Source organism: Agrobacterium sp. 6Ca8 (genome assembly GCF_055382765.1).
In genome coordinates this window covers 406,538-423,395 of the sequence record NZ_AP026434.1, presented here as the reverse complement: position 1 = coordinate 423,395, position 16,858 = coordinate 406,538, and the positions used below count along the sequence as shown (strand labels likewise).

Here is a 16,858-nt window from a genome sequence, read left to right as displayed (position 1 = left end):
ATTCCGTTTTGCAAAAGGATCAAGCCTTGATGAAGGCCAGGAGATCGGCGTTGAGCACGTCTGCATTGATGGTCAGCATGCCGTGCGAGAAGCCGGGATAGGTCTTCAGCGTACCGTTTTTCAGGAGCTTCACCGATTTCAGCGCAGAGTCCGCAATCGGCACGATCTGGTCATCTTCACCGTGCAGCACGAGTGTAGGCACGCTGATGGCCTTCAGGTCTTCGGTCTGGTCGGTTTCCGAGAATGCCTTGATGCCATCGTAATGCGCCTTGGCACTGCCCATCATACCCTGCCGCCACCAGTTCTGGATCACGCCTTCCTGAACGGTCGCTCCATCGCGGTTGAAGCCGTAGAACGGGCCGGAGGGCACATCGCGGAAGAACTGCGCGCGGTTTGCGGCAAGTGCTGAACGGAAGCCGTCAAAAACCTCCATCGGCAGGCCCTCGGGGTTGGCCTCGGTCTTGAGCATCAGCGGCGGCACGGCGGAAACCAGAACGGCCTTCGCGACGCGGCCTGCGGGTTCACCGTGTCTGGCAACATAACGCGCCACTTCGCCACCGCCGGTGGAATGGCCGATATGCACGGCGTTTTTCAAGTCCAGCGCTTCCGCAACGGCAAAGGCGTCTGCGGCATAATGGTCCATATCGTGACCTTCGGAAACCTGCGCGGAGCGGCCGTGACCACGGCGATCATGGGCGACGACACGATACCCTTTCGAGAGGAAAAACAGCATCTGTCCATCCCAGTCGTCGGAGCTGAGTGGCCAGCCGTGGTGAAACACGATGGGCTGAGCATCCTTCGGGCCCCAGTCCTTGTAGAAGATGTCTGTTCCATCTGTCGTCTTAACAAAGCCCATGATCGTTTCTCCTTCGGTTGCGTTGGCATCTTCCGGTGCGATCTATGTTGTGCGCCGGTTTGATGGAGGGATGATGACGCAGGAAAACATCCGCAACAATTGCAACAATAATTCTGAATGAATTGCTGATCTGGCAATAATGGCCGTGCCGCCCGCTGTCTTACGCCCCGGTACCGGCGCTAAACGGCACCGCGACCGAAAAGTTGCGACAGAAGATGCAAACGGATTGAAATAACCAACCGGATAAGTTGCGTTTTAAATTGTAATCAACGGCGGAAGGGCGCGGTCGCGACTGCACACCGCCGGAAACGAAACTCGCTAAGTTGTTCGAACTCTCAATCCACGTCGGGATCGTATTCCCTCGGGCTGACGTCCTTGGAAAACAACACGCAAGGGCCGCGTGAACCGCGCGGATCATAGGCGTATCCCTTGGCGGTCAGTGCCTGCATGATGTCGCGAACACCTTCGAGGCCATAAAGGTGATCGTGCAGCTCGACGAATATCCGCTCCACGCCAGCAAGCTCGGCATTGCCGAGCAGATCGCGTTCCGCGCCCTCGATATCCATCACGAGCGCCGTGATGCCCCGGCTGGCGACAAACGCATCGATATTCTCGGACGAGATTTCGATGCGCCTTTCATAAGGACCCTGATTTTCGTCCATGGACGACATCCAGAGATCCTTGCGGACATAGAATGGATAGGTACGCGGCTCGTCGGCCGTGAGAAGTCCTTGGGAAAACACGACATTGCCACGGCAATTTGCCTTGATCACCCGTTCCGCCAGTGCCGCTGTGGACGGATTGGCCTCGAATGCCCAAACGGAAACATCCTGAATACCGGCAATGATCGAGGTTATGATGCCGATGCCGGACCCCAGTTCCAATACGCGGTCGCCGGGCTTGATGGCTTTCAGGACGCTGCGGGCCTCTTTCGCCTCATAGCTGCCGTCGGTCAGCGCCTGCCATATGACGGGCGATACCTCATCGGAAGAAAGAGGCAGGGCTACTCCATGCACATCCAGAATTTCCATATTTCCCAAGCCCTTTCTCAAAACCCGGTCTCGTCAAAAGAACGATCCCGCATAGACCGCGAATGCTCTACAGTATCGGTGCGACAACCGGTACTGGTTTTCGCCGTCAATGATGTATCCCACTGAAATTTAACATGGCTTGCCCTGTTCGAAAGCAAACCCGTTCAAACGGAACTCCAGGCCACAAGCTCCTTGGCCGGCAACGGCCTGCTGATCAGATAGCCCTGTACCAGATCGCATCCCAGACGTTTGACCAGCTCATATTGCTCCTCCGTCTCGATGCCTTCGGCGATGGTGGTCATTCGGAGGCTGCGCCCGACGCCGACCACGAATTCGACGATCGCCAGCGCGTCGCGGTCGCTGGTGATATCGCGCAGGAATGACCGGTCGATCTTGATCTTGTCGAACGGCACGCCGCGCAAATTCGCAAGCGAGGAGTAACCGGTGCCGAAATCGTCCATGGCGATCTGGATGCCGACGGCCTTCAGCCGCGTCAGCGTGTTGATCGTCTGGTCGCTCTTGTTCAGCAGGATCGATTCGGTGATCTCAAGCTCGAGCCGGCTCGGCTCCAGCCCGCTTTTATCAAGGGCACCCATCACGTTCTGAATGAGGTTGGTACTGTGGAACTGAACCGGCGAGAGATTGACCGCCACCTTCATGTCCTCATCCCATCGCATCGCCTCGCGGCAGGCAGTCTCCATCACCCATTTTCCGAGCGAATGGATAAGGCCGGTTCGTTCCGCAACGGGAATGAACACGCTGGGCGGAACATCGCCGCGCACTGGATGTTTCCAGCGCAAAAGTGCCTCGAAGCCACAAAGCTTGCGGGTCTGCGTCGCCACCTGCGGCTGGTAATAGACCTCCATCTCGTCGTTCTGCAGCGCCGTCTGCAGATCGGCCTCGAAGGATTTCTTTTCGGTCAGCTGCTTTTGCATGCGGACCTTGAAAACACTCGCCCGGCCAGGGCCGATGGCCTTGGCTTCATAAAGCGCCAGATCCGCGCGCTTGAACAATTCATCCGCATCGACGGTACCATGCGATATGGCGATGCCGATGCAGGTGCCGATTTTCACCTCCTGCTCGCCGAGCTGGTAGGTCCGGCTGATCTGCTCGATAAGCTTGGAGGCGAGACGGCGCGCCGTGTCCTCATTGAGATCATCGGACACGACAGCGAATTCATCGCCGCCAAGGCGGCAAACCATGTCGTAATCACCGCCGATCCCCGAAAGGCGCTGTGCCACGGCCTGAAGCAAGGCGTCGCCCGAATCGTGGCCAAGCGTGTCGTTGACGTCCTTGAACCCATCGAGATCAAGCAGAAGAATGGCCGTCGTTCCATTGCCGCCGAAAGAGCGGCGCAACCGCTCGATAAGTTCCTGCCGGAACAGCGAGCGGTTCGGAAGGCCCGTCAGCGCATCATGATAGGCATCATGCTCAAGCCGGACGTTCTTGGCCTGCAATTCAAGCGTGGCGGCGCGCAGGTCGTCCGTCAGCCCGCGCATGCTTTTCTGCGCGCGGTTCAACAGATCGTTCTGACGAAGCAGCAATATCACCAGCGCGATGCCGCACAGGATTAACCCGCCCGCAAGCGCGGTGTAGACGATATGCAGCTTGCGCACGTCTTCATGGGCCGTATCGATCAGATTGACGTCATAGGCGACCGACGACGAAGCCAGCGTCGTCATCGGCGCATCGAGCGAGCTCATCTCGGAGAGCAGATCCGGAACATCCCTTGGCTCCAGGGTGTTCATCTGCTGTTCCAGGCGGGCCAGAACCGCGTCAAGGCGGGTTACGAGATCCCGCCATTGCTGTTTTTCATTGATGAAAGCGCCGAGGTTACCCTGCTTCAAGAGCTCCAGGCGGCTTAGCATGATGTCCATGCGCAGCTGCAATTCGTCCCGGTCTATGACACCGGGACTGAGCGCAAAAACGGCCAATTTGTTCTGAAGGCGGAGATACTCCGCCACGGTCTGACTGACCGCCCACGAATCGTTATAGCGGGCAAATTTCTGCAGAGCGGTCTGACGCTCGGCAATGACGAAAGCGATATAGCCCGTTGCCAGGACGAAGCAACAGATGATCACCGCCACAAGTTTTCGCAAACGGCACCTTTATTCCACTATCAATTTGGCAACTTGCCATGCGGACCGCGAATAATAGGTCTGCTTCTGCAATTCCGGGTCGCTATCATAGGGATAGATGACAAACAGCGGACCCTTTTCGCGAACTGTCATGTAGTTGCCATCCAGCTTGATCGCGAGGATAACGTTAAATTTCTTAAAATCCTCAACCGGTATGGTGCTCACATAATCGTTGAGTGCAACTGCCGTTACGCTGGTGCCTTTTGCACCGACGAGATCCATCAACTTTGCCAGTGACACGCCGTCAAAACGAACGCGGCCATCGTGCCAGGGCGTCGTGGTCTCCACCGTCACCATGCCCAATCCCTCCAGCATGTCGCGATCGAATACCGCAGCGCCATCGGCATTGGTGTTGGTGATGTTTCCGGAGATGGTCAATATCGGCTTGCCTTGCGGCTTGGCGATTGTCCCGGCCTCGGCACAGGAAAGCCACATGAGCGACAGAAACGCACTGAGAAGTACCCGGGCGAAACTCATACTCTTTCTCCATCTAGCGTTCAGGTCGAGGGGTTTTCGCCAACCTCTGAGGGTCAAGGGAACCGACGCTCGCAATATATATCAGGAATGAATGTTATATCCTTAGTGAGATTTTATCCGTATTTTCTCTAGGTTTTGAGTAAACCGTTTGGATAATTTTTCCGTCTTATTGTACTTTTTTACACTTCACGCCCTGTTATGACGCAAGCAACACTACAAGTTACGTCTTCGTATCAATCCGTCTGGTGCGACAAAGGCCAAATTGCGGCATATGCGTGATTGCTTAACAACAGCAACACATGATTCGCGCGTATCGGACAAGACCAATGCGCGTTCGGCATCCGCCTGCCTGTCAGGCAGGAAAGCCGAGAGACAAGTTTCGCATCACAGAAAAATCATGGCGATTGCCAGAGCGAACGGTTGAAACATACCGTACGCAACTTAATATAAGAGCTGTCATTTCCGTTTCCGGCATTTTCAGCTTCCTCTTGCCGGAAATGCCCAGACGCCCGTTCCGCGCAGCGCAAGCGGCGATACCGGATATATTCCGGTCAGGAAAATTCTGTTCACGTCTCCGGGCTGGACGGCACCCTGCCGTATCGGCCGCATCATGAAGGTAGTCCCTATGCACACCTATCCCGACATCAAACTTCTCATTGATGGCGAATGGCGAGACGCCGTTTCCGGCAAGACGATCGCCGTATCCGACCCTGCGACCGACGAAATCATCGGCGCGATCGCTCATGCCGAAAAGGCGGACCTCGATCTGGCACTTGCCGCCGCCGAGCGTGGCTTCAAGGTCTGGCGCGACACCTCGCCTTTCGAGCGTTCCAAGATCATGCGCAGGGCAGCCGATATCCTGCGCGAGCGCAAGGACAAGATCGCCTATATAATGACCCGCGAGCAGGGCAAGCCGCTGTCGCAATCGGCAACCGAAATCATGGGCGCCGCCGATACCATCGACTGGTTCGCCGAAGAAGCACGTCGCACCTACGGCCAGGTCATCCCGGCGCGCGCAACCGGCGTTTCCCAGCTTGCCATCAAGCTGCCGGTTGGTCCCGTCGCGGCGTTTACGCCATGGAACTTCCCGATCAACCAGATCGTCCGCAAGCTTTCGGCTGCCCTTGCCACGGGCTGCTCCATCATCGTCAAGGCCCCGGAAGAAACACCGGCATCGCCGGCGGAACTGATTCGAGCGTTTGTGGATGCGGGCGTGCCGGCGGGTGTCATCGGTCTCGTTTACGGCGTGCCATCCGAGATTTCGGAATATCTGATCCCGCATCCGGTCATCCGCAAGATTTCCTTCACCGGCTCCACGCCGATCGGCAAACATCTGGCAGCCCTTGCCGGCAAGCACATGAAGCGCGCCACGATGGAACTCGGCGGTCATGCGCCAGTGATGATCTTTGACGATGCCGATATCGAAAAAGCGATCGAGGTGACCTCGCTTGCCAAGTTCCGCAATGCCGGTCAGGTCTGCGTCGCTCCCACCCGCTTCCTCGTGCAGGAGGGTGTGGCGGATCGCTTCCTTGAAGGTTTCGTGGAAGCCACGAAGGCGATCAAGGTCGGCAACGGCCTGAAAGAAGGTGTCGTCATGGGGCCGCTCGCCAATGAGCGCCGCATCCCAGCGCTGGAAGGTCTCATCAACGACGCCGTTTCCCATGGCGCGGAACTGAAGACCGGTGGCCGCCGCATCGGCAACAAGGGCAATTTCTTCGAGCCCACGGTGCTCGCCAACGTGCCCGTGACAGCCAAGATCATGAACGACGAGCCCTTCGGTCCCGTCGCCATCATCAACCGCTTCTCGACATTCGATGATGCCATCAACGAAGCGAACCGCCTGCCTTTCGGCCTTGCCTCCTACGCCTTTACCAGCTCGGTCAAGACAGCGCATGCGCTCGGCCACCAGGTCGAGGCGGGCATGCTGACCATCAACCACAACGGCCTTGCGCTTCCCGAAGTCCCCTTCGGCGGCGTCAAGGATTCCGGTTATGGCACGGAGGGCGGTTCGGAGGCGGTTCAAGCCTATCTGGAGACGAAATTCGTCAGCCAGATGAGCTGAAGCTTTGGATGCAAGCTCAGGGCGGATGACAATATCCGCCCTGAACCTGAATTTGGCGAACTCGGAATCTCCACGCATCGTCACTCCGGACTAGATCCGGGGTCCAGCGCGATCAAGTCATTGACCGCAAAAGACTATTCACCGCGCAGGCGCCCAGTGGCCGGATGCCGGATGCCGGATGCCGGATCAAGCCCGGAATGACGGAGTGAAAGACCTTCGTCAATCTGTGAAGAAGCAAGATCTGCTATGTCTTTTCTTCGGTAGTACCGCCTTCCCTTGCCTCCGTCCTCATCATGCCCTAAAAGAACAAAAAGTGAACTTAGAGAGGCCCTATGAGCGAGACAGCGGCACCCGCGTTGAAGGAAATCTTCAACCACGAAAAACTGCGACACATCGCCGATCAGACCAAAGCCGTTCATGCGCCTTTCGATGTTCCCGGCTTCATGGCGCTTGCCACGACAAATCTCGAAGCGCTGGGCATCATGCAGCGCATGCGGCAGGTGGCAACCAGCCTGCACGCCACGCTTCCCGGCGACTATGCCCGCAACATCGAAATTCTGACAGTCGCAGCACCCGGGATAGGCAACGGTTTCGCATCCATTTCGCTGCCGGAATATGTGGCGCTTTACGGTCTCGACGATTTTGATCTTTCCATACAGGCGCTGCAATATTTCACCCGTTTCGGCTCCTCGGAATTTGCCATCCGCCATTTCCTGCAAAGGGATCTGGCCCGAACACTTGCCGTGATGGAAACATGGTCGCGACATGACAACGAGCATGTGCGAAGGCTGGCGAGCGAAGGCTGCCGGCCGCGCCTGCCTTGGTCGTTCCAGCTCAAAGCCCTGATCGATGATCCCTCACCGGTCACCGCGATCCTTGATGCCATGAAAGCTGACGAGGCGCTTTACGTGCGCAAATCCGTCGCCAATCATCTGAACGACATCACCAAGGACAATCCCGCTTTCGTGCTGGCACTCATCGACACATGGCCGAAGGAAAACCCGCATACACGCTGGATCGTGCGGCAGGCCTTGCGCACTCTGGTCAAGAAAGGCGACGCTGCCGCACTCGCCCATTTCGGCGCCCATAAGGAGGCTCAGATTGCGCTTTCGGCGTTTCAGGTTTCTCCTGAAAAGGTCGCTCTTGGTAATCCGGTGCGGATTTCAGCTTCTTTCACCTCGACGGCAGAAAGCCCGCAGAAGCTGGTGATCGATTATGCCGTGCATTACGTGAAAAAGAGCGGTGACGCCTCCGCGAAAGTCTTCAAGTGGAAAGAAATCGAGTTGCAGCCGGGCGAAACATGCGCGCTCTCGATAAGCCGCGCCATGCGCGATTTCACCACCCGCAAGCACTATGCGGGTGTTCACAAGGTTGACCTGATGGTCAATGGCAGGCTGGCGGCCGAGGCCTCTTTCGAACTGCTGATATGAGGCTGGCGAGAGCGTCCCTCAAGCCGCCGGGAAAATCTTCGCACGGCGGATGATGACGGAACCGCGATCGCCTGCCGCGACATCATTTTCCGGCGGCACGTCGAATTCCAGGAGATCGCCGCCATCTGTGCTGGCGATCACCCGCCGCTCGCCTGCCCGGTCGAGAACCCGCGAAACCGAGGCTGGAATGCCCTCGTGCAGATCTTCCCATTCCAGGTCGGACGGACGGGCATAAATCTCGACGGCGCCATCCGCCTGACCGTAGGAGAAAGGTAGTTCGTTGTCACCGACATAGACCTTGCCGCCGCGCGCCACGCCGGACACACGGTTGGCATCGCCGAGAAAGCGCATGACGAAGGCGCTGTTCGGCTGGCGGCAGACTTCCTTCGGCGTGCCCTGTTGCACGATCTCGCCCTGATTGAGGATGACGACGCGGTCAGCGAGATCCAGTGCCTCTTCCTGATCATGCGTCACGAAAATCGTGGTAATGCCCAGCGCGCCGTGAATTTCACGCAGCCAGCGGCGCAGGTCGCGGCGCACATTGGCATCCAGCGCGCCGAAGGGCTCATCCAGTAGAAGCACTTTGGGATCGACCGAAAGCGCACGGGCCAGAGCCACACGCTGCCGCTGCCCACCGGAAATCTGCGCCGGGAACCGGTCGCCCAGACCGTCAAGCTTGACCAGGTTCAACAGTTCCCCGACCCGCGCATCGATCGCGGCTTTGTCGCGCTTCACCTTCGACACCTTCATGCCGAACGCGATGTTTTCATGCAGCGTCATATGCGGAAAAAGTGCGTAGTGCTGGAACACGAAACCGACGCCGCGATCGCGCACCGGAATATTGGTGGCGTCTTCGTCTCCAAAAAAGATGCGGCCGCCATCGCTATATTCGAGACCCGCGACCATGCGCAAAATCGTGGTTTTGCCTGAACCCGAGGGGCCGAGCAGCGCCAGAAGCTCGCCACTTTCAATATCGAGCGAGACATCGCGCACCGCGCGGAATGTATCGAAGGTCTTCACCACATTTTCGAGGCGGATTTTCATGGGAATCAGGTCTCCGTGGCGATGGCGGCACCGCCGCTGGTCTTCTTGGCCCCGCGCCCCGCACCACGCCCTTCCAGCGCCACCTTGGCGATGATGGTGACGACGGCGAGCAGAGCGAGGATGGAGGCCGACGCAAAGGCGCCGGCCGTCTGGTAATCATGGTAGAGCAGCTCGATATGCAGCGGCAGCGTGTTGGTCTGGCCGCGAATATTGCCTGACACGACCGACACCGCGCCAAATTCACCCATGACGCGGGCGTTGCACAGAACGACGCCGTAGAGCAGTGCCCATTTGATATTCGGTAGCGTCACCGAAAAGAAGGTGCGCCAGCCGGATGCGCCAAGCGAGGTGGCCGCCTCCTCCAGATCGCGGCCCTGCGCCTGCATCAATGGGATCAGCTCGCGCGCCACAAAGGGTGCCGTGACGAACATCGACGCGATGACGATGCCGGGTAGTGCAAAGAGTATCTTGATATTGTGCGCATCGAGGAACGGCCCAAACAGCCCCTGCAGCCCGTAAACGAAGAGATAGGCGACACCGGCGACGATCGGCGAGATGGAGAAGGGTATCTCGATAAGCACCAGCAGGAAGCGCCGGCCGGGAAAATCGAATTTGGTGATCGCCCATGCGGCCGCGACGCCGAAGGCCGTGTTGATCGGCACCGCAATCAGCGCCGTCAGCACCGTCAGCATGATGGCGTGGCGGGTATCGGGGTGGGTGATGGTGGCTGAGTAAACCTTCCAGCCCTGCGAAAAAGCCTCGACCCCGATGATGGTCAGAGGAGCGACAACCAGGAACGCGCCGATGACGAGCACAAAAGCGATCAGGCTACGACGAACCCAGGGCGCGTCACCGACGCGCGGTGGCTTGCGATGCGAGGAAATGGCGCTCATGTCTCAGCTCCTCACCGTATAACGAAGCGCACGCGCCTGCAGGTAATTGGTCACCGCCAGCATCACGAAGGCCGCGATGAGCAGCACGGAGGCGATGGCGGCGGCGGCCTGATAATCATATTCCTCCAGCCGGATGAAGATCAGCAGTGCCGTAATTTCCGTTGAAAACGGCTGGTTGCCGGCAATGAAGATGATGGCGCCGAACTCACCGAGGCTGCGCGCGAAAGAGAGCGAGAGACCGGCCAGCAGAGCTGGCGTCAGAAGCGGCAGGATGACCTTGCGGAAGATTTCGAGATCGGAACCGCCGAGCGATTGCGCCGCCTCCTCCAATGCCGGATCGAGGTCTTCGAGCACCGGCTGCACGGTGCGCACGATGAAGGGTAGACTGGTAAAGGCCATCGCCACCATGATGCCGAGCGGCGTATAGGCAACCTTGATGCCGAATTGCGCAAGCACCGAGCCGAACCAGCCGTTACCCGCAAACAGCGTCGTCAGCGCAATGCCGGCAACGGCGGTGGGAAGCGCAAAAGGCAGATCGACAATTGCATCGACAAGGCGCCAGCCGGGAAAGCGGTAACGCGTCAGCACCCAGGCGAGCGCCAGTCCGAAAACGACGTTGAACAAGGTCGCGGCGAGAGCGCAGAGCACCGTGACGCGATAGCTCGCAACAGCGCGCGGCGAAGAGATAATGGCCCAATATTCGGCTGGCCCGAGGCTCGCCGCCTTGAACACCAGCGCCGAGAGCGGCAGAAGCACGATGATGGCGACGTAAGTGAGGGTAACGCCGAGGGACAATTTAAGCCCCGGCAGAACATTCCGCTTCAAACCCCGCCCCCATTTCATCATAAAGCGACCCGGCAGTTTCCCGCCGGGTCTTTTACCTGTTGCATATCGTCGTGATTAACGGCTGCCGTAGAGCGTATCAAGCGTCGCGCCGGACGCAAAATGCTCTTTCTGGATTTTATTCCAGCCGCCGAAAACGTCATTGACGTTGACGAGGCGAATGGCCGGGAACTTGTCCTTGAACTCGCCGACAACCTTTTCGTTGTGAACGCGATGGCCGAATTCGGCAGCAATGCGCTGGCCCTCTTCGGTGTAGAGGAAATCGAGGTAGCTCTTCGCCAGATCGCGCGAGCCGCGCTTGTCGACCACCTTGTCCACCACGGCGACCGGGAATTCGGCGAGCAGGCTGACGGAAGGCACCACGCCCTCAACCTTGTCGGCGCCATATTGCTTGGCAATGCCGCGGGTCTCGGCTTCGAAGGTGATCAGCACGTCGCCGATTTCACGTTCCACGAAGGTGGTGGTGGCGGCGCGGCCTCCGGTGTCGAAAACAGGGGTGTTGTCGAAGATTTTCTTGACGAATTCCTGAACCTTCTTCTCGTCGCCGTTGAACTTCTCCTTGGCATAGGCCGTGGCGGCAAGATAGGTGTAACGGGCGTTACCCGAGGTCTTCGGATTGGGGAAAACCACCTTCACGTCGTCACGGGCAAGATCGTCCCAGTCCTTGATGTGCTTGGGATTACCGGCACGCACGAGGAAGGAAGGGAAGGAATAGAACGGCGAGGCGTCGTTTGCGAAATCCTTCTGCCAGTCGGCGGAAACGAAACCCTGCTTCACCAGAAAATCGACATCCGTTACCTGGTTGAAGGTGACGACATCAGCTTCCAGACCCTCAACGATGGCACGCGCCTGCTTGGAGGTGCCGGCGTGCGACTGATCAACCGTGATACCCGGATGCAGCTTGATGAAAGCCTCGTTCTCGGCTGCGAAAACCTCACGGGCAACATCGTAGGAGGCGTTGAGAATGGTGGTCGGAGACTGCGCCTGCGCCGCACCTGCAAAGAGAGCGGCAATGGCAGTGCCGATGATGAGAAGACGTTTCATGAATACCCCCGGAAAATCGAATGGTCGTCAACATAACGGGGGGCGACAACGCCTGCGAGCAACAGCCGTGCGTTAAGCAGAAGCGTATTAGAAATTTCACCCAAGCAACAGCAATTCAAAAGGCGATGATTTCATATATGTCCGCAAGCCGGATTTCTTTTGCGTTGAGCAATCTATAGGCGGTGCTCGGGAAAGAGATTACCGGAATGTTTGGTAAAATATGGCAGAAGGTCTTCTTCACGCACATCCTCCAGCTGTGCCGGTCGCCAGCGCGGATTGCGGTCCTTGTCGACCAGGGCCGCACGCACGCCCTCATAAAAATCATGGCCCCGCAATATCTCCGTGCCGGCGGCAAATTCCCGTTCGAGGCATTCGATGAGGCTGGCGCTTTCCCGCCCCAGGCGCAGCAGCTTCAGGGTTAGTTTGAGACTGGTAGGGGAGCGTTTTTTGAGAATTTCCAGACTGTCGCGCGAAAACGTATCGTCACGCTCCGAAAGTGCTGCGAAAATCTCCTCGACGGTGTCGAAACGGAATGCCGCGTCGATGATCTCACGGTGTTCCGACAGGACGCCCTCACCAGCTTCGACGGCATAAGTGCCGACTACCGCCTCGACACCATCAGGATCGAGCGCTTGTGATAGATTCTCCACCAAATCTGTAAGGCGCGCAGAAGGGACGAAATAATCGGCAAAACCGGCGTAGATCGCATCGGCAGCAGTGACCGCATTGCCTGTCAGCCCCAACCAGGTGCCGCATTCGCCCGGCGCTCTGGGCAAAAGCCAGGAACCGCCGACGTCAGGGAAATAGCCGATACCGGTTTCCGGCATGGCAAGCTTCGTCCGCTCGGTGACGATGCGGTGGCTGGCATGGGCGGAAATGCCGACGCCGCCACCCATGACGATGCCGTCCATCAACGCGACATAAGGTTTACCAAAGCGGGCAATGTGATAATTCAGCGGAAACTCTTCGCGCCAGAAATCCAGCACCTGCGGATCGCCCGCTTTGCCGAGATCGTGAATGATGCGAACGTCACCCCCCGCACAGAGCCCCCTGTCGCCTTCTCCTGTCAACACCACGCAGGAAACGTCAGGGTCATCCTCGAAACGGTGAAGCGCCTGGAGCATGGCACGAACCATCGGCAGCGTCAGGCTGTTGATGGCTTTCGGACGGTTCAGGTGGATGATGCCCGCCCCTACCCGTCTCTCGATGACGACCTGCGTCTCCGCTTCCGTTGCAACTTCCAAGGTCGCCTCCTCCGCTACCGTTCACCAGCCCATCTTGGAGGTCCGGGCGCGATCACGCAACGTTGATCTTGTCCTTCAGGAACGTCTTTCGCTCAAACCGCTTTCACCCGCGTAAAATGCCTGAAATCCGCTTTCGCAATGCAGCATGTTTGCTTGACGCCCGGAAAATCATGGCATGTAATGGAGTTTGAAATGCCGGCATTGATTCCTGTCGAGCGTGTGCCGGACCAAGCGGAATGTCGCCTTGTCAAAGGCGTTGTCAACAGCAACGGGAGACGAGCATGCAGGTTTCGGAACAAGAGTGGATCAGCAAACGGGCCTATACACTTTGGGAAAAGGAAGGCCATCCACATGGCCGTGACGCGGACCATTGGGAACAGGCAAAGCATGAATTTTCGCTGCTGAAGACATCGGAGGCGACAAAGCCTGCCCAGCGCAAGAAAGCAGCGCCGAAGACCGCTGCTGCGGAGCCGGAGGCAGAAGCCCCCGCAAAACCCAAGGCCCGTGCACGCAAGGCAGCAACCGCGAAATAAAAGTACTCTCGTGATAATTTGAACCGGCAAATGAAAAGCCCGACGAAATCTCGCCGGGCTTTGTCTGTTTATCGCGGATCGCAACCGGGATCACCGACCCGGCAACCGCCCTGAAAGTTTTCCGAGGCGGGGGCGCGGCGTGGATCATCCCACTGGCGGCGCTCCGGACGACGCTGGCCTTCGTCCTGATTTGGCTGGCGATCGCGATTGCGGTCGCGGTTTTCTTCCTCGAACCGAGGACGGTCACCATCTCGACGCGGCCTGTCCTGGTTTCCGTCGCCCCGGTTTCTGTCACCCTGGTTCCAGTCGCCATAACGGCGCTCCCAGCGGCCGTCATTCGGTCCACCGCCCTGACGCGGATCGCGCCATTCATCCCGGCGGCCATCACGCCATTCGTCGCGCGGACGCGGGCGTTCCCAGTCACCGCGCGGCGGCGGAGGCGCAGCATTCCAGTAACCGCCTGATGGCGGCGGACGACGCCAGCGGTCACGCTCGCGGTAGAAGTCACGGTCACGATAATAACGGTCCCAATAACGACCGGCTTCGAAGGTGATCACGGGAACGCCGAGATCGCGGTAATAACGCGGTTCAACGTAGACCCGGTTCTGCCTGAACGTCGTCTGGATGTAACGACCGGCGACCCAACCACGACCGCTGACGAAAGAGACGTCGCACCACGGCGTATCGGACAGGCAGCCATGTACCGTCAATGGTGCGCCGACCGGGATCACGACCACGGCCGGATAGGCTGTGCTCGGACCGGAGCGCATATTCACATTCGCGGTGGCAAAGCCGCGAGTCGCAGCTTCGGCAAGAGCCGGCGCGGCGAGCATGGCCACCAGCGCAATTGCGCCAAACAGTTTTTTCTTCACTTACTTCTCCTCAAGCAAAAGCCCGCTTTGCCCTTGTCGGCGTCCACCAATTTCGATGGACGAGCATGCGTTCCACATACTGCCATGGCTGGAAAATACGCCGCGTTCCATGAACGCAGCATGAAACAAATCGCAGCCCGTTTCAGTTCCACCTGCGGCAATGAAGCACCCGGGAATTTGCCGCCGGAATGTGCCGCCGGTCTTGACTTCGGGGATCAATCATCCGACTTCAATGCAACAGCAATATGGAGCAGAACCATGAGCGAAACCGCACAGACGACCGTCGACCAGAGCGAAGTGGATCGCTTCTCCGCGATGGCTGCGGAATGGTGGAGCCCGACGGGCAAGTTCCGGCCGCTGCACAAATTCAACCCGGTGCGGCTTGAATATATCCGCAACCGCATCTGCGATAATTTCGGCCGCGACCCGAAGGCGCACCGCCCGCTTGAAGGGCTGCGTGTGCTAGATATCGGCTGCGGCGGCGGCCTGCTTTCCGAACCCGTGGCGCGCATGGGCGCGGACGTGGTGGGCGCCGACCCTTCAGAAAAGAATATCGGCATCGCCTCCACCCACGCCCGTGAAAGCGGTGTCAGCGTCGACTACCGCGCCGTGACCGCCGAACAGTTGCTGGAGGCGGGCGAAACCTTCGACGTCGTCCTCAACATGGAAGTTGTCGAGCATGTGGCCAATGTCGATCTCTTCGTCACCACCTGCGCGAAAATGGTGCGTCCCGGCGGGCTGATGTTCGCCGCCACCATCAACCGCACGCTGAAAGCCCGCGCGCTTGCGATCTTCGCCGCCGAAAACGTATTGCGCTGGCTGCCGCGCGGCACCCACCAATATGAGAAGCTGGTTCGCCCGGATGAGCTTGAACGGCCGCTGGTGGCCAGCGGCATGGATATCGTCCACCGTACCGGCGTCTTCTACAACGTATTGCAGGACCGCTGGAACCTCTCGCCGGACATGGAAGTCAACTACATGATGCTGGCGAAAAGACCCGCGTAAAGCTAGCGCACCCAATTCTCCGGTCATGAACGACGGATGACGTCACCCCAAGTGGTAGACGTCATCAAAATCGTAGGCAAACTCAATTCACATCATCGGGCAGCACTGGCAACGGTGCAATCTCGATGCCCTCGTCAATCAAGGCCTTCGCGTCCTGGGCAGACGCGTGGCCGATGATGCCGCGTTCGTCGGCCTCGCCATAGTGGATCTTGCGGGCTTCTTCGGGGAAGTTATCGCCGACGTCTTCCGCATTCGCGCGGATATTGGCGACCGCCTCGCGGATTTTTGCGATAGCCTCTTTTCTGGCCGTGTCCATGGCGAGCGACTGACGTTCGTCTTTTTTGCGGGCGGTGGAGACCGAAGGCGCCATCAGAAGTTTGGAAACCTGCGGAGAATTGCACATCGGGCAGGACAAGAAGCCGCGCTGCAACTGATTATCGAAATCGTCGCTCCCGGAAAACCAGCCTTCGAACTCATGGCCCTTTTCACAGGCCAGCGCATAACGGATCACGCCGCCTCACCTCCAGCAGGAAGAACCGTGTCCAGTCCGAACTCGCGGGCATTGCGCAGATTCGGGATTTTTCCGCGCGCGGCAGCTACGAGAGACGTGTCGATCTCTGCGAAAATGATCTCTTCCCCGGCGCCACCGGCCATTGCCAGCACCTTGCCCCAGGGGTCGATGATGATGGAATGGCCGAACGTGACCCGCCCGTCCTCATGCAGGCCGGCTTGTGCGGCGGCAATGACGAAAGCGCCGTTTTCAATGGCGCGGGCACGCAGCAGAATTTCCCAGTGGGCTTCACCCGTCTGGCGGGTAAAGGCGGCCGGAACCGTCAGAACCTCGGCGCCGGCGAGTGCCTCCGCCCGGAAAAGCTGCGGGAAGCGCACATCGTAGCAGATCGCAAAGCCGAATTTCCCCAGCGGCAGTTCGGCAACGCGAGCGACAGCGCCGGGTTCGTAAGCCGCACTTTCGCGCCAGCTTTCGCCATTGTCGAGATCGACATCGAACATATGGATCTTGTCATAGCTGCAGATACGCGAACCGTCAGGCGCAAACAGAAAACCGCGATTGGCAATCTTGCCATCCGGGCGGGCAATCGCTGTCGAGCCGACATGGACATGGATGCCGAGTTCGCGTGCCAGCCGCGCGGCGGTCGCAACGATGATATCGCCATCGTCGTCACGCAGCTGGGCGCGAAGCGCCTGCCTGTCCTTCTGGAGAGCGCCGGTCATTTCCGGCGTCTGAACATAGACAGCTCCCGCAGCCGCAGCAACACGTACCAGGCGCTCCATATCGGCGGCGTTTTTCACCGCATCGACACCCGAGCGCATCTGAATGGCGGCAGCCTTGAAAATCATCACGTCCTCCGTATCGAAAATCGAGCC

Annotated in this window: 17 protein-coding genes; 4 read left to right on the top strand and 13 right to left on the bottom strand. The window is 58.7% G+C overall.

Translation table 11 applies throughout. The annotated features are described in order from the left end of the window. Nucleotides 1–19: 19 nt before the first annotated feature. From ACZ5A6_RS16200 to ACZ5A6_RS16185, 4 genes are all read right to left on the bottom strand, one after another. Nucleotides 20–856, bottom strand: a complete 837-nt coding sequence (locus ACZ5A6_RS16200) for an alpha/beta fold hydrolase (RefSeq protein ID WP_065659631.1) — start codon at nucleotides 854–856, stop codon at nucleotides 20–22. Nucleotides 857–1,191: 335 nt separating this feature from the next. After that, entirely contained in the window at nucleotides 1,192–1,887 is a 696-nt protein-coding gene (locus ACZ5A6_RS16195; protein WP_112391297.1) for an FkbM family methyltransferase, read from the bottom strand. A 164-nt stretch (nucleotides 1,888–2,051) separates the two neighbouring features. Continuing rightward, on the bottom strand, nucleotides 2,052–3,986 hold the full coding sequence (locus ACZ5A6_RS16190; protein ID WP_003511211.1) for a putative bifunctional diguanylate cyclase/phosphodiesterase: 1,935 nt from the start codon (nucleotides 3,984–3,986) through the stop codon (nucleotides 2,052–2,054). A 9-nt stretch (nucleotides 3,987–3,995) separates the two neighbouring features. Further along, nucleotides 3,996–4,502, bottom strand: coding sequence for a putative pterin-binding protein (locus tag ACZ5A6_RS16185; RefSeq protein WP_003511212.1), 507 nt, complete (start codon nucleotides 4,500–4,502; stop codon nucleotides 3,996–3,998). A gap of 625 nt (nucleotides 4,503–5,127) precedes the next feature. Here ACZ5A6_RS16185 and ACZ5A6_RS16180 point away from each other — a divergent pair. Together ACZ5A6_RS16180 and ACZ5A6_RS16175 are read left to right on the top strand one after the other, a co-directional pair. Continuing rightward, nucleotides 5,128–6,564 (top strand): NAD-dependent succinate-semialdehyde dehydrogenase, encoded by a 1,437-nt coding sequence (locus ACZ5A6_RS16180; protein WP_464111153.1) that lies wholly within the window; start codon nucleotides 5,128–5,130, stop codon nucleotides 6,562–6,564. Between the two features lie 332 nt (nucleotides 6,565–6,896). Next, the gene (locus tag ACZ5A6_RS16175) at nucleotides 6,897–7,994 is read left to right on the top strand and encodes a DNA alkylation repair protein (protein WP_464111152.1); all 1,098 of its coding nucleotides are present in this window, start codon (nucleotides 6,897–6,899) and stop codon (nucleotides 7,992–7,994) included. Nucleotides 7,995–8,012: 18 nt separating this feature from the next. Here ACZ5A6_RS16175 and ACZ5A6_RS16170 read toward each other — a convergent pair whose 3' ends face one another. The 5 genes from ACZ5A6_RS16170 to ACZ5A6_RS16150 form a co-directional block, all read right to left on the bottom strand. Beyond that, the gene (locus ACZ5A6_RS16170) at nucleotides 8,013–9,038 is read right to left on the bottom strand and encodes a sulfate/molybdate ABC transporter ATP-binding protein (RefSeq protein ID WP_013761716.1); all 1,026 of its coding nucleotides are present in this window, start codon (nucleotides 9,036–9,038) and stop codon (nucleotides 8,013–8,015) included. Nucleotides 9,039–9,043: 5 nt separating this feature from the next. After that, on the bottom strand, nucleotides 9,044–9,931 hold the full coding sequence (gene cysW, locus ACZ5A6_RS16165) for a sulfate ABC transporter permease subunit CysW (RefSeq protein ID WP_003511217.1): 888 nt from the start codon (nucleotides 9,929–9,931) through the stop codon (nucleotides 9,044–9,046). A 3-nt stretch (nucleotides 9,932–9,934) separates the two neighbouring features. Next, nucleotides 9,935–10,777, bottom strand: a complete 843-nt coding sequence (cysT, locus tag ACZ5A6_RS16160) for a sulfate ABC transporter permease subunit CysT (RefSeq protein ID WP_013761717.1) — start codon at nucleotides 10,775–10,777, stop codon at nucleotides 9,935–9,937. Between the two features lie 54 nt (nucleotides 10,778–10,831). Beyond that, on the bottom strand, nucleotides 10,832–11,818 hold the full coding sequence (gene cysP, locus ACZ5A6_RS16155) for a thiosulfate ABC transporter substrate-binding protein CysP (RefSeq protein WP_065659633.1): 987 nt from the start codon (nucleotides 11,816–11,818) through the stop codon (nucleotides 10,832–10,834). 173 nt (nucleotides 11,819–11,991) lie between these two features. Then, nucleotides 11,992–13,062 carry an enoyl-CoA hydratase/isomerase family protein gene (locus ACZ5A6_RS16150; protein WP_065659634.1) on the bottom strand — a complete coding sequence of 357 codons (1,071 nt, stop codon included), beginning with the start codon at nucleotides 13,060–13,062 and terminating at the stop codon, nucleotides 11,992–11,994. Between the two features lie 281 nt (nucleotides 13,063–13,343). Between ACZ5A6_RS16150 and ACZ5A6_RS16145 the strand changes: the two genes are divergently transcribed. Further along, entirely contained in the window at nucleotides 13,344–13,595 is a 252-nt protein-coding gene (locus tag ACZ5A6_RS16145) for a DUF2934 domain-containing protein (protein WP_003511224.1), read from the top strand. A 68-nt stretch (nucleotides 13,596–13,663) separates the two neighbouring features. Here the strand turns inward: ACZ5A6_RS16145 and ACZ5A6_RS16140 are convergent, their stop codons facing one another. Together ACZ5A6_RS16140 and ACZ5A6_RS16135 are read right to left on the bottom strand one after the other, a co-directional pair. Continuing rightward, entirely contained in the window at nucleotides 13,664–14,467 is an 804-nt protein-coding gene (locus ACZ5A6_RS16140) for an SH3 domain-containing protein (protein ID WP_003511225.1), read from the bottom strand. Next, entirely contained in the window at nucleotides 14,468–14,686 is a 219-nt protein-coding gene (locus tag ACZ5A6_RS16135) for a hypothetical protein (protein WP_127966124.1), read from the bottom strand. Between the two features lie 39 nt (nucleotides 14,687–14,725). On the opposite strand from ACZ5A6_RS16135, the gene ubiG reads away from it, so the two are divergent. Then, nucleotides 14,726–15,472, top strand: coding sequence for a bifunctional 2-polyprenyl-6-hydroxyphenol methylase/3-demethylubiquinol 3-O-methyltransferase UbiG (gene ubiG / locus ACZ5A6_RS16130; RefSeq protein ID WP_026330704.1), 747 nt, complete (start codon nucleotides 14,726–14,728; stop codon nucleotides 15,470–15,472). An 82-nt stretch (nucleotides 15,473–15,554) separates the two neighbouring features. Here ubiG and ACZ5A6_RS16125 read toward each other — a convergent pair whose 3' ends face one another. Both ACZ5A6_RS16125 and ACZ5A6_RS16120 read right to left on the bottom strand, forming a co-directional pair. Beyond that, nucleotides 15,555–15,983 carry a DUF1178 family protein gene (locus tag ACZ5A6_RS16125; RefSeq protein ID WP_464111151.1) on the bottom strand — a complete coding sequence of 143 codons (429 nt, stop codon included), beginning with the start codon at nucleotides 15,981–15,983 and terminating at the stop codon, nucleotides 15,555–15,557. Further along, nucleotides 15,980–16,831 (bottom strand): carbon-nitrogen hydrolase family protein, encoded by an 852-nt coding sequence (locus ACZ5A6_RS16120; RefSeq protein WP_113472753.1) that lies wholly within the window; start codon nucleotides 16,829–16,831, stop codon nucleotides 15,980–15,982. The genes ACZ5A6_RS16125 and ACZ5A6_RS16120 overlap by 4 nt, the downstream gene beginning before the upstream one ends. Between the last annotated feature and the right edge of the window lie 27 nt (nucleotides 16,832–16,858).

Bases quoted from the DNA above. Each gene is read 5' to 3' on its own strand.
- cysW (WP_003511217.1), bottom strand. From the start codon at position 9,931: ATGAGCGCCATTTCCTCGCATCGCAAGCCACCGCGCGTCGGTGACGCG.
- ACZ5A6_RS16175 (WP_464111152.1), top strand. From the start codon at position 6,897: ATGAGCGAGACAGCGGCACCCGCGTTGAAGGAAATCTTCAACCACGAA.
- ACZ5A6_RS16145 (WP_003511224.1), top strand. From the start codon at position 13,344: ATGCAGGTTTCGGAACAAGAGTGGATCAGCAAACGGGCCTATACACTT.
- ACZ5A6_RS16170 (WP_013761716.1), bottom strand. From the start codon at position 9,038: ATGAAAATCCGCCTCGAAAATGTGGTGAAGACCTTCGATACATTCCGC.
- ACZ5A6_RS16120 (WP_113472753.1), bottom strand. From the start codon at position 16,831: ATGATTTTCAAGGCTGCCGCCATTCAGATGCGCTCGGGTGTCGATGCG.
- ubiG (WP_026330704.1), top strand. From the start codon at position 14,726: ATGAGCGAAACCGCACAGACGACCGTCGACCAGAGCGAAGTGGATCGC.
- ACZ5A6_RS16185 (WP_003511212.1), bottom strand. From the start codon at position 4,502: ATGAGTTTCGCCCGGGTACTTCTCAGTGCGTTTCTGTCGCTCATGTGG.
- cysP (WP_065659633.1), bottom strand. From the start codon at position 11,818: ATGAAACGTCTTCTCATCATCGGCACTGCCATTGCCGCTCTCTTTGCA.
- ACZ5A6_RS16200 (WP_065659631.1), bottom strand. From the start codon at position 856: ATGGGCTTTGTTAAGACGACAGATGGAACAGACATCTTCTACAAGGAC.
- cysT (WP_013761717.1), bottom strand. From the start codon at position 10,777: ATGATGAAATGGGGGCGGGGTTTGAAGCGGAATGTTCTGCCGGGGCTT.
- ACZ5A6_RS16195 (WP_112391297.1), bottom strand. From the start codon at position 1,887: ATGGAAATTCTGGATGTGCATGGAGTAGCCCTGCCTCTTTCTTCCGAT.
- ACZ5A6_RS16180 (WP_464111153.1), top strand. From the start codon at position 5,128: ATGCACACCTATCCCGACATCAAACTTCTCATTGATGGCGAATGGCGA.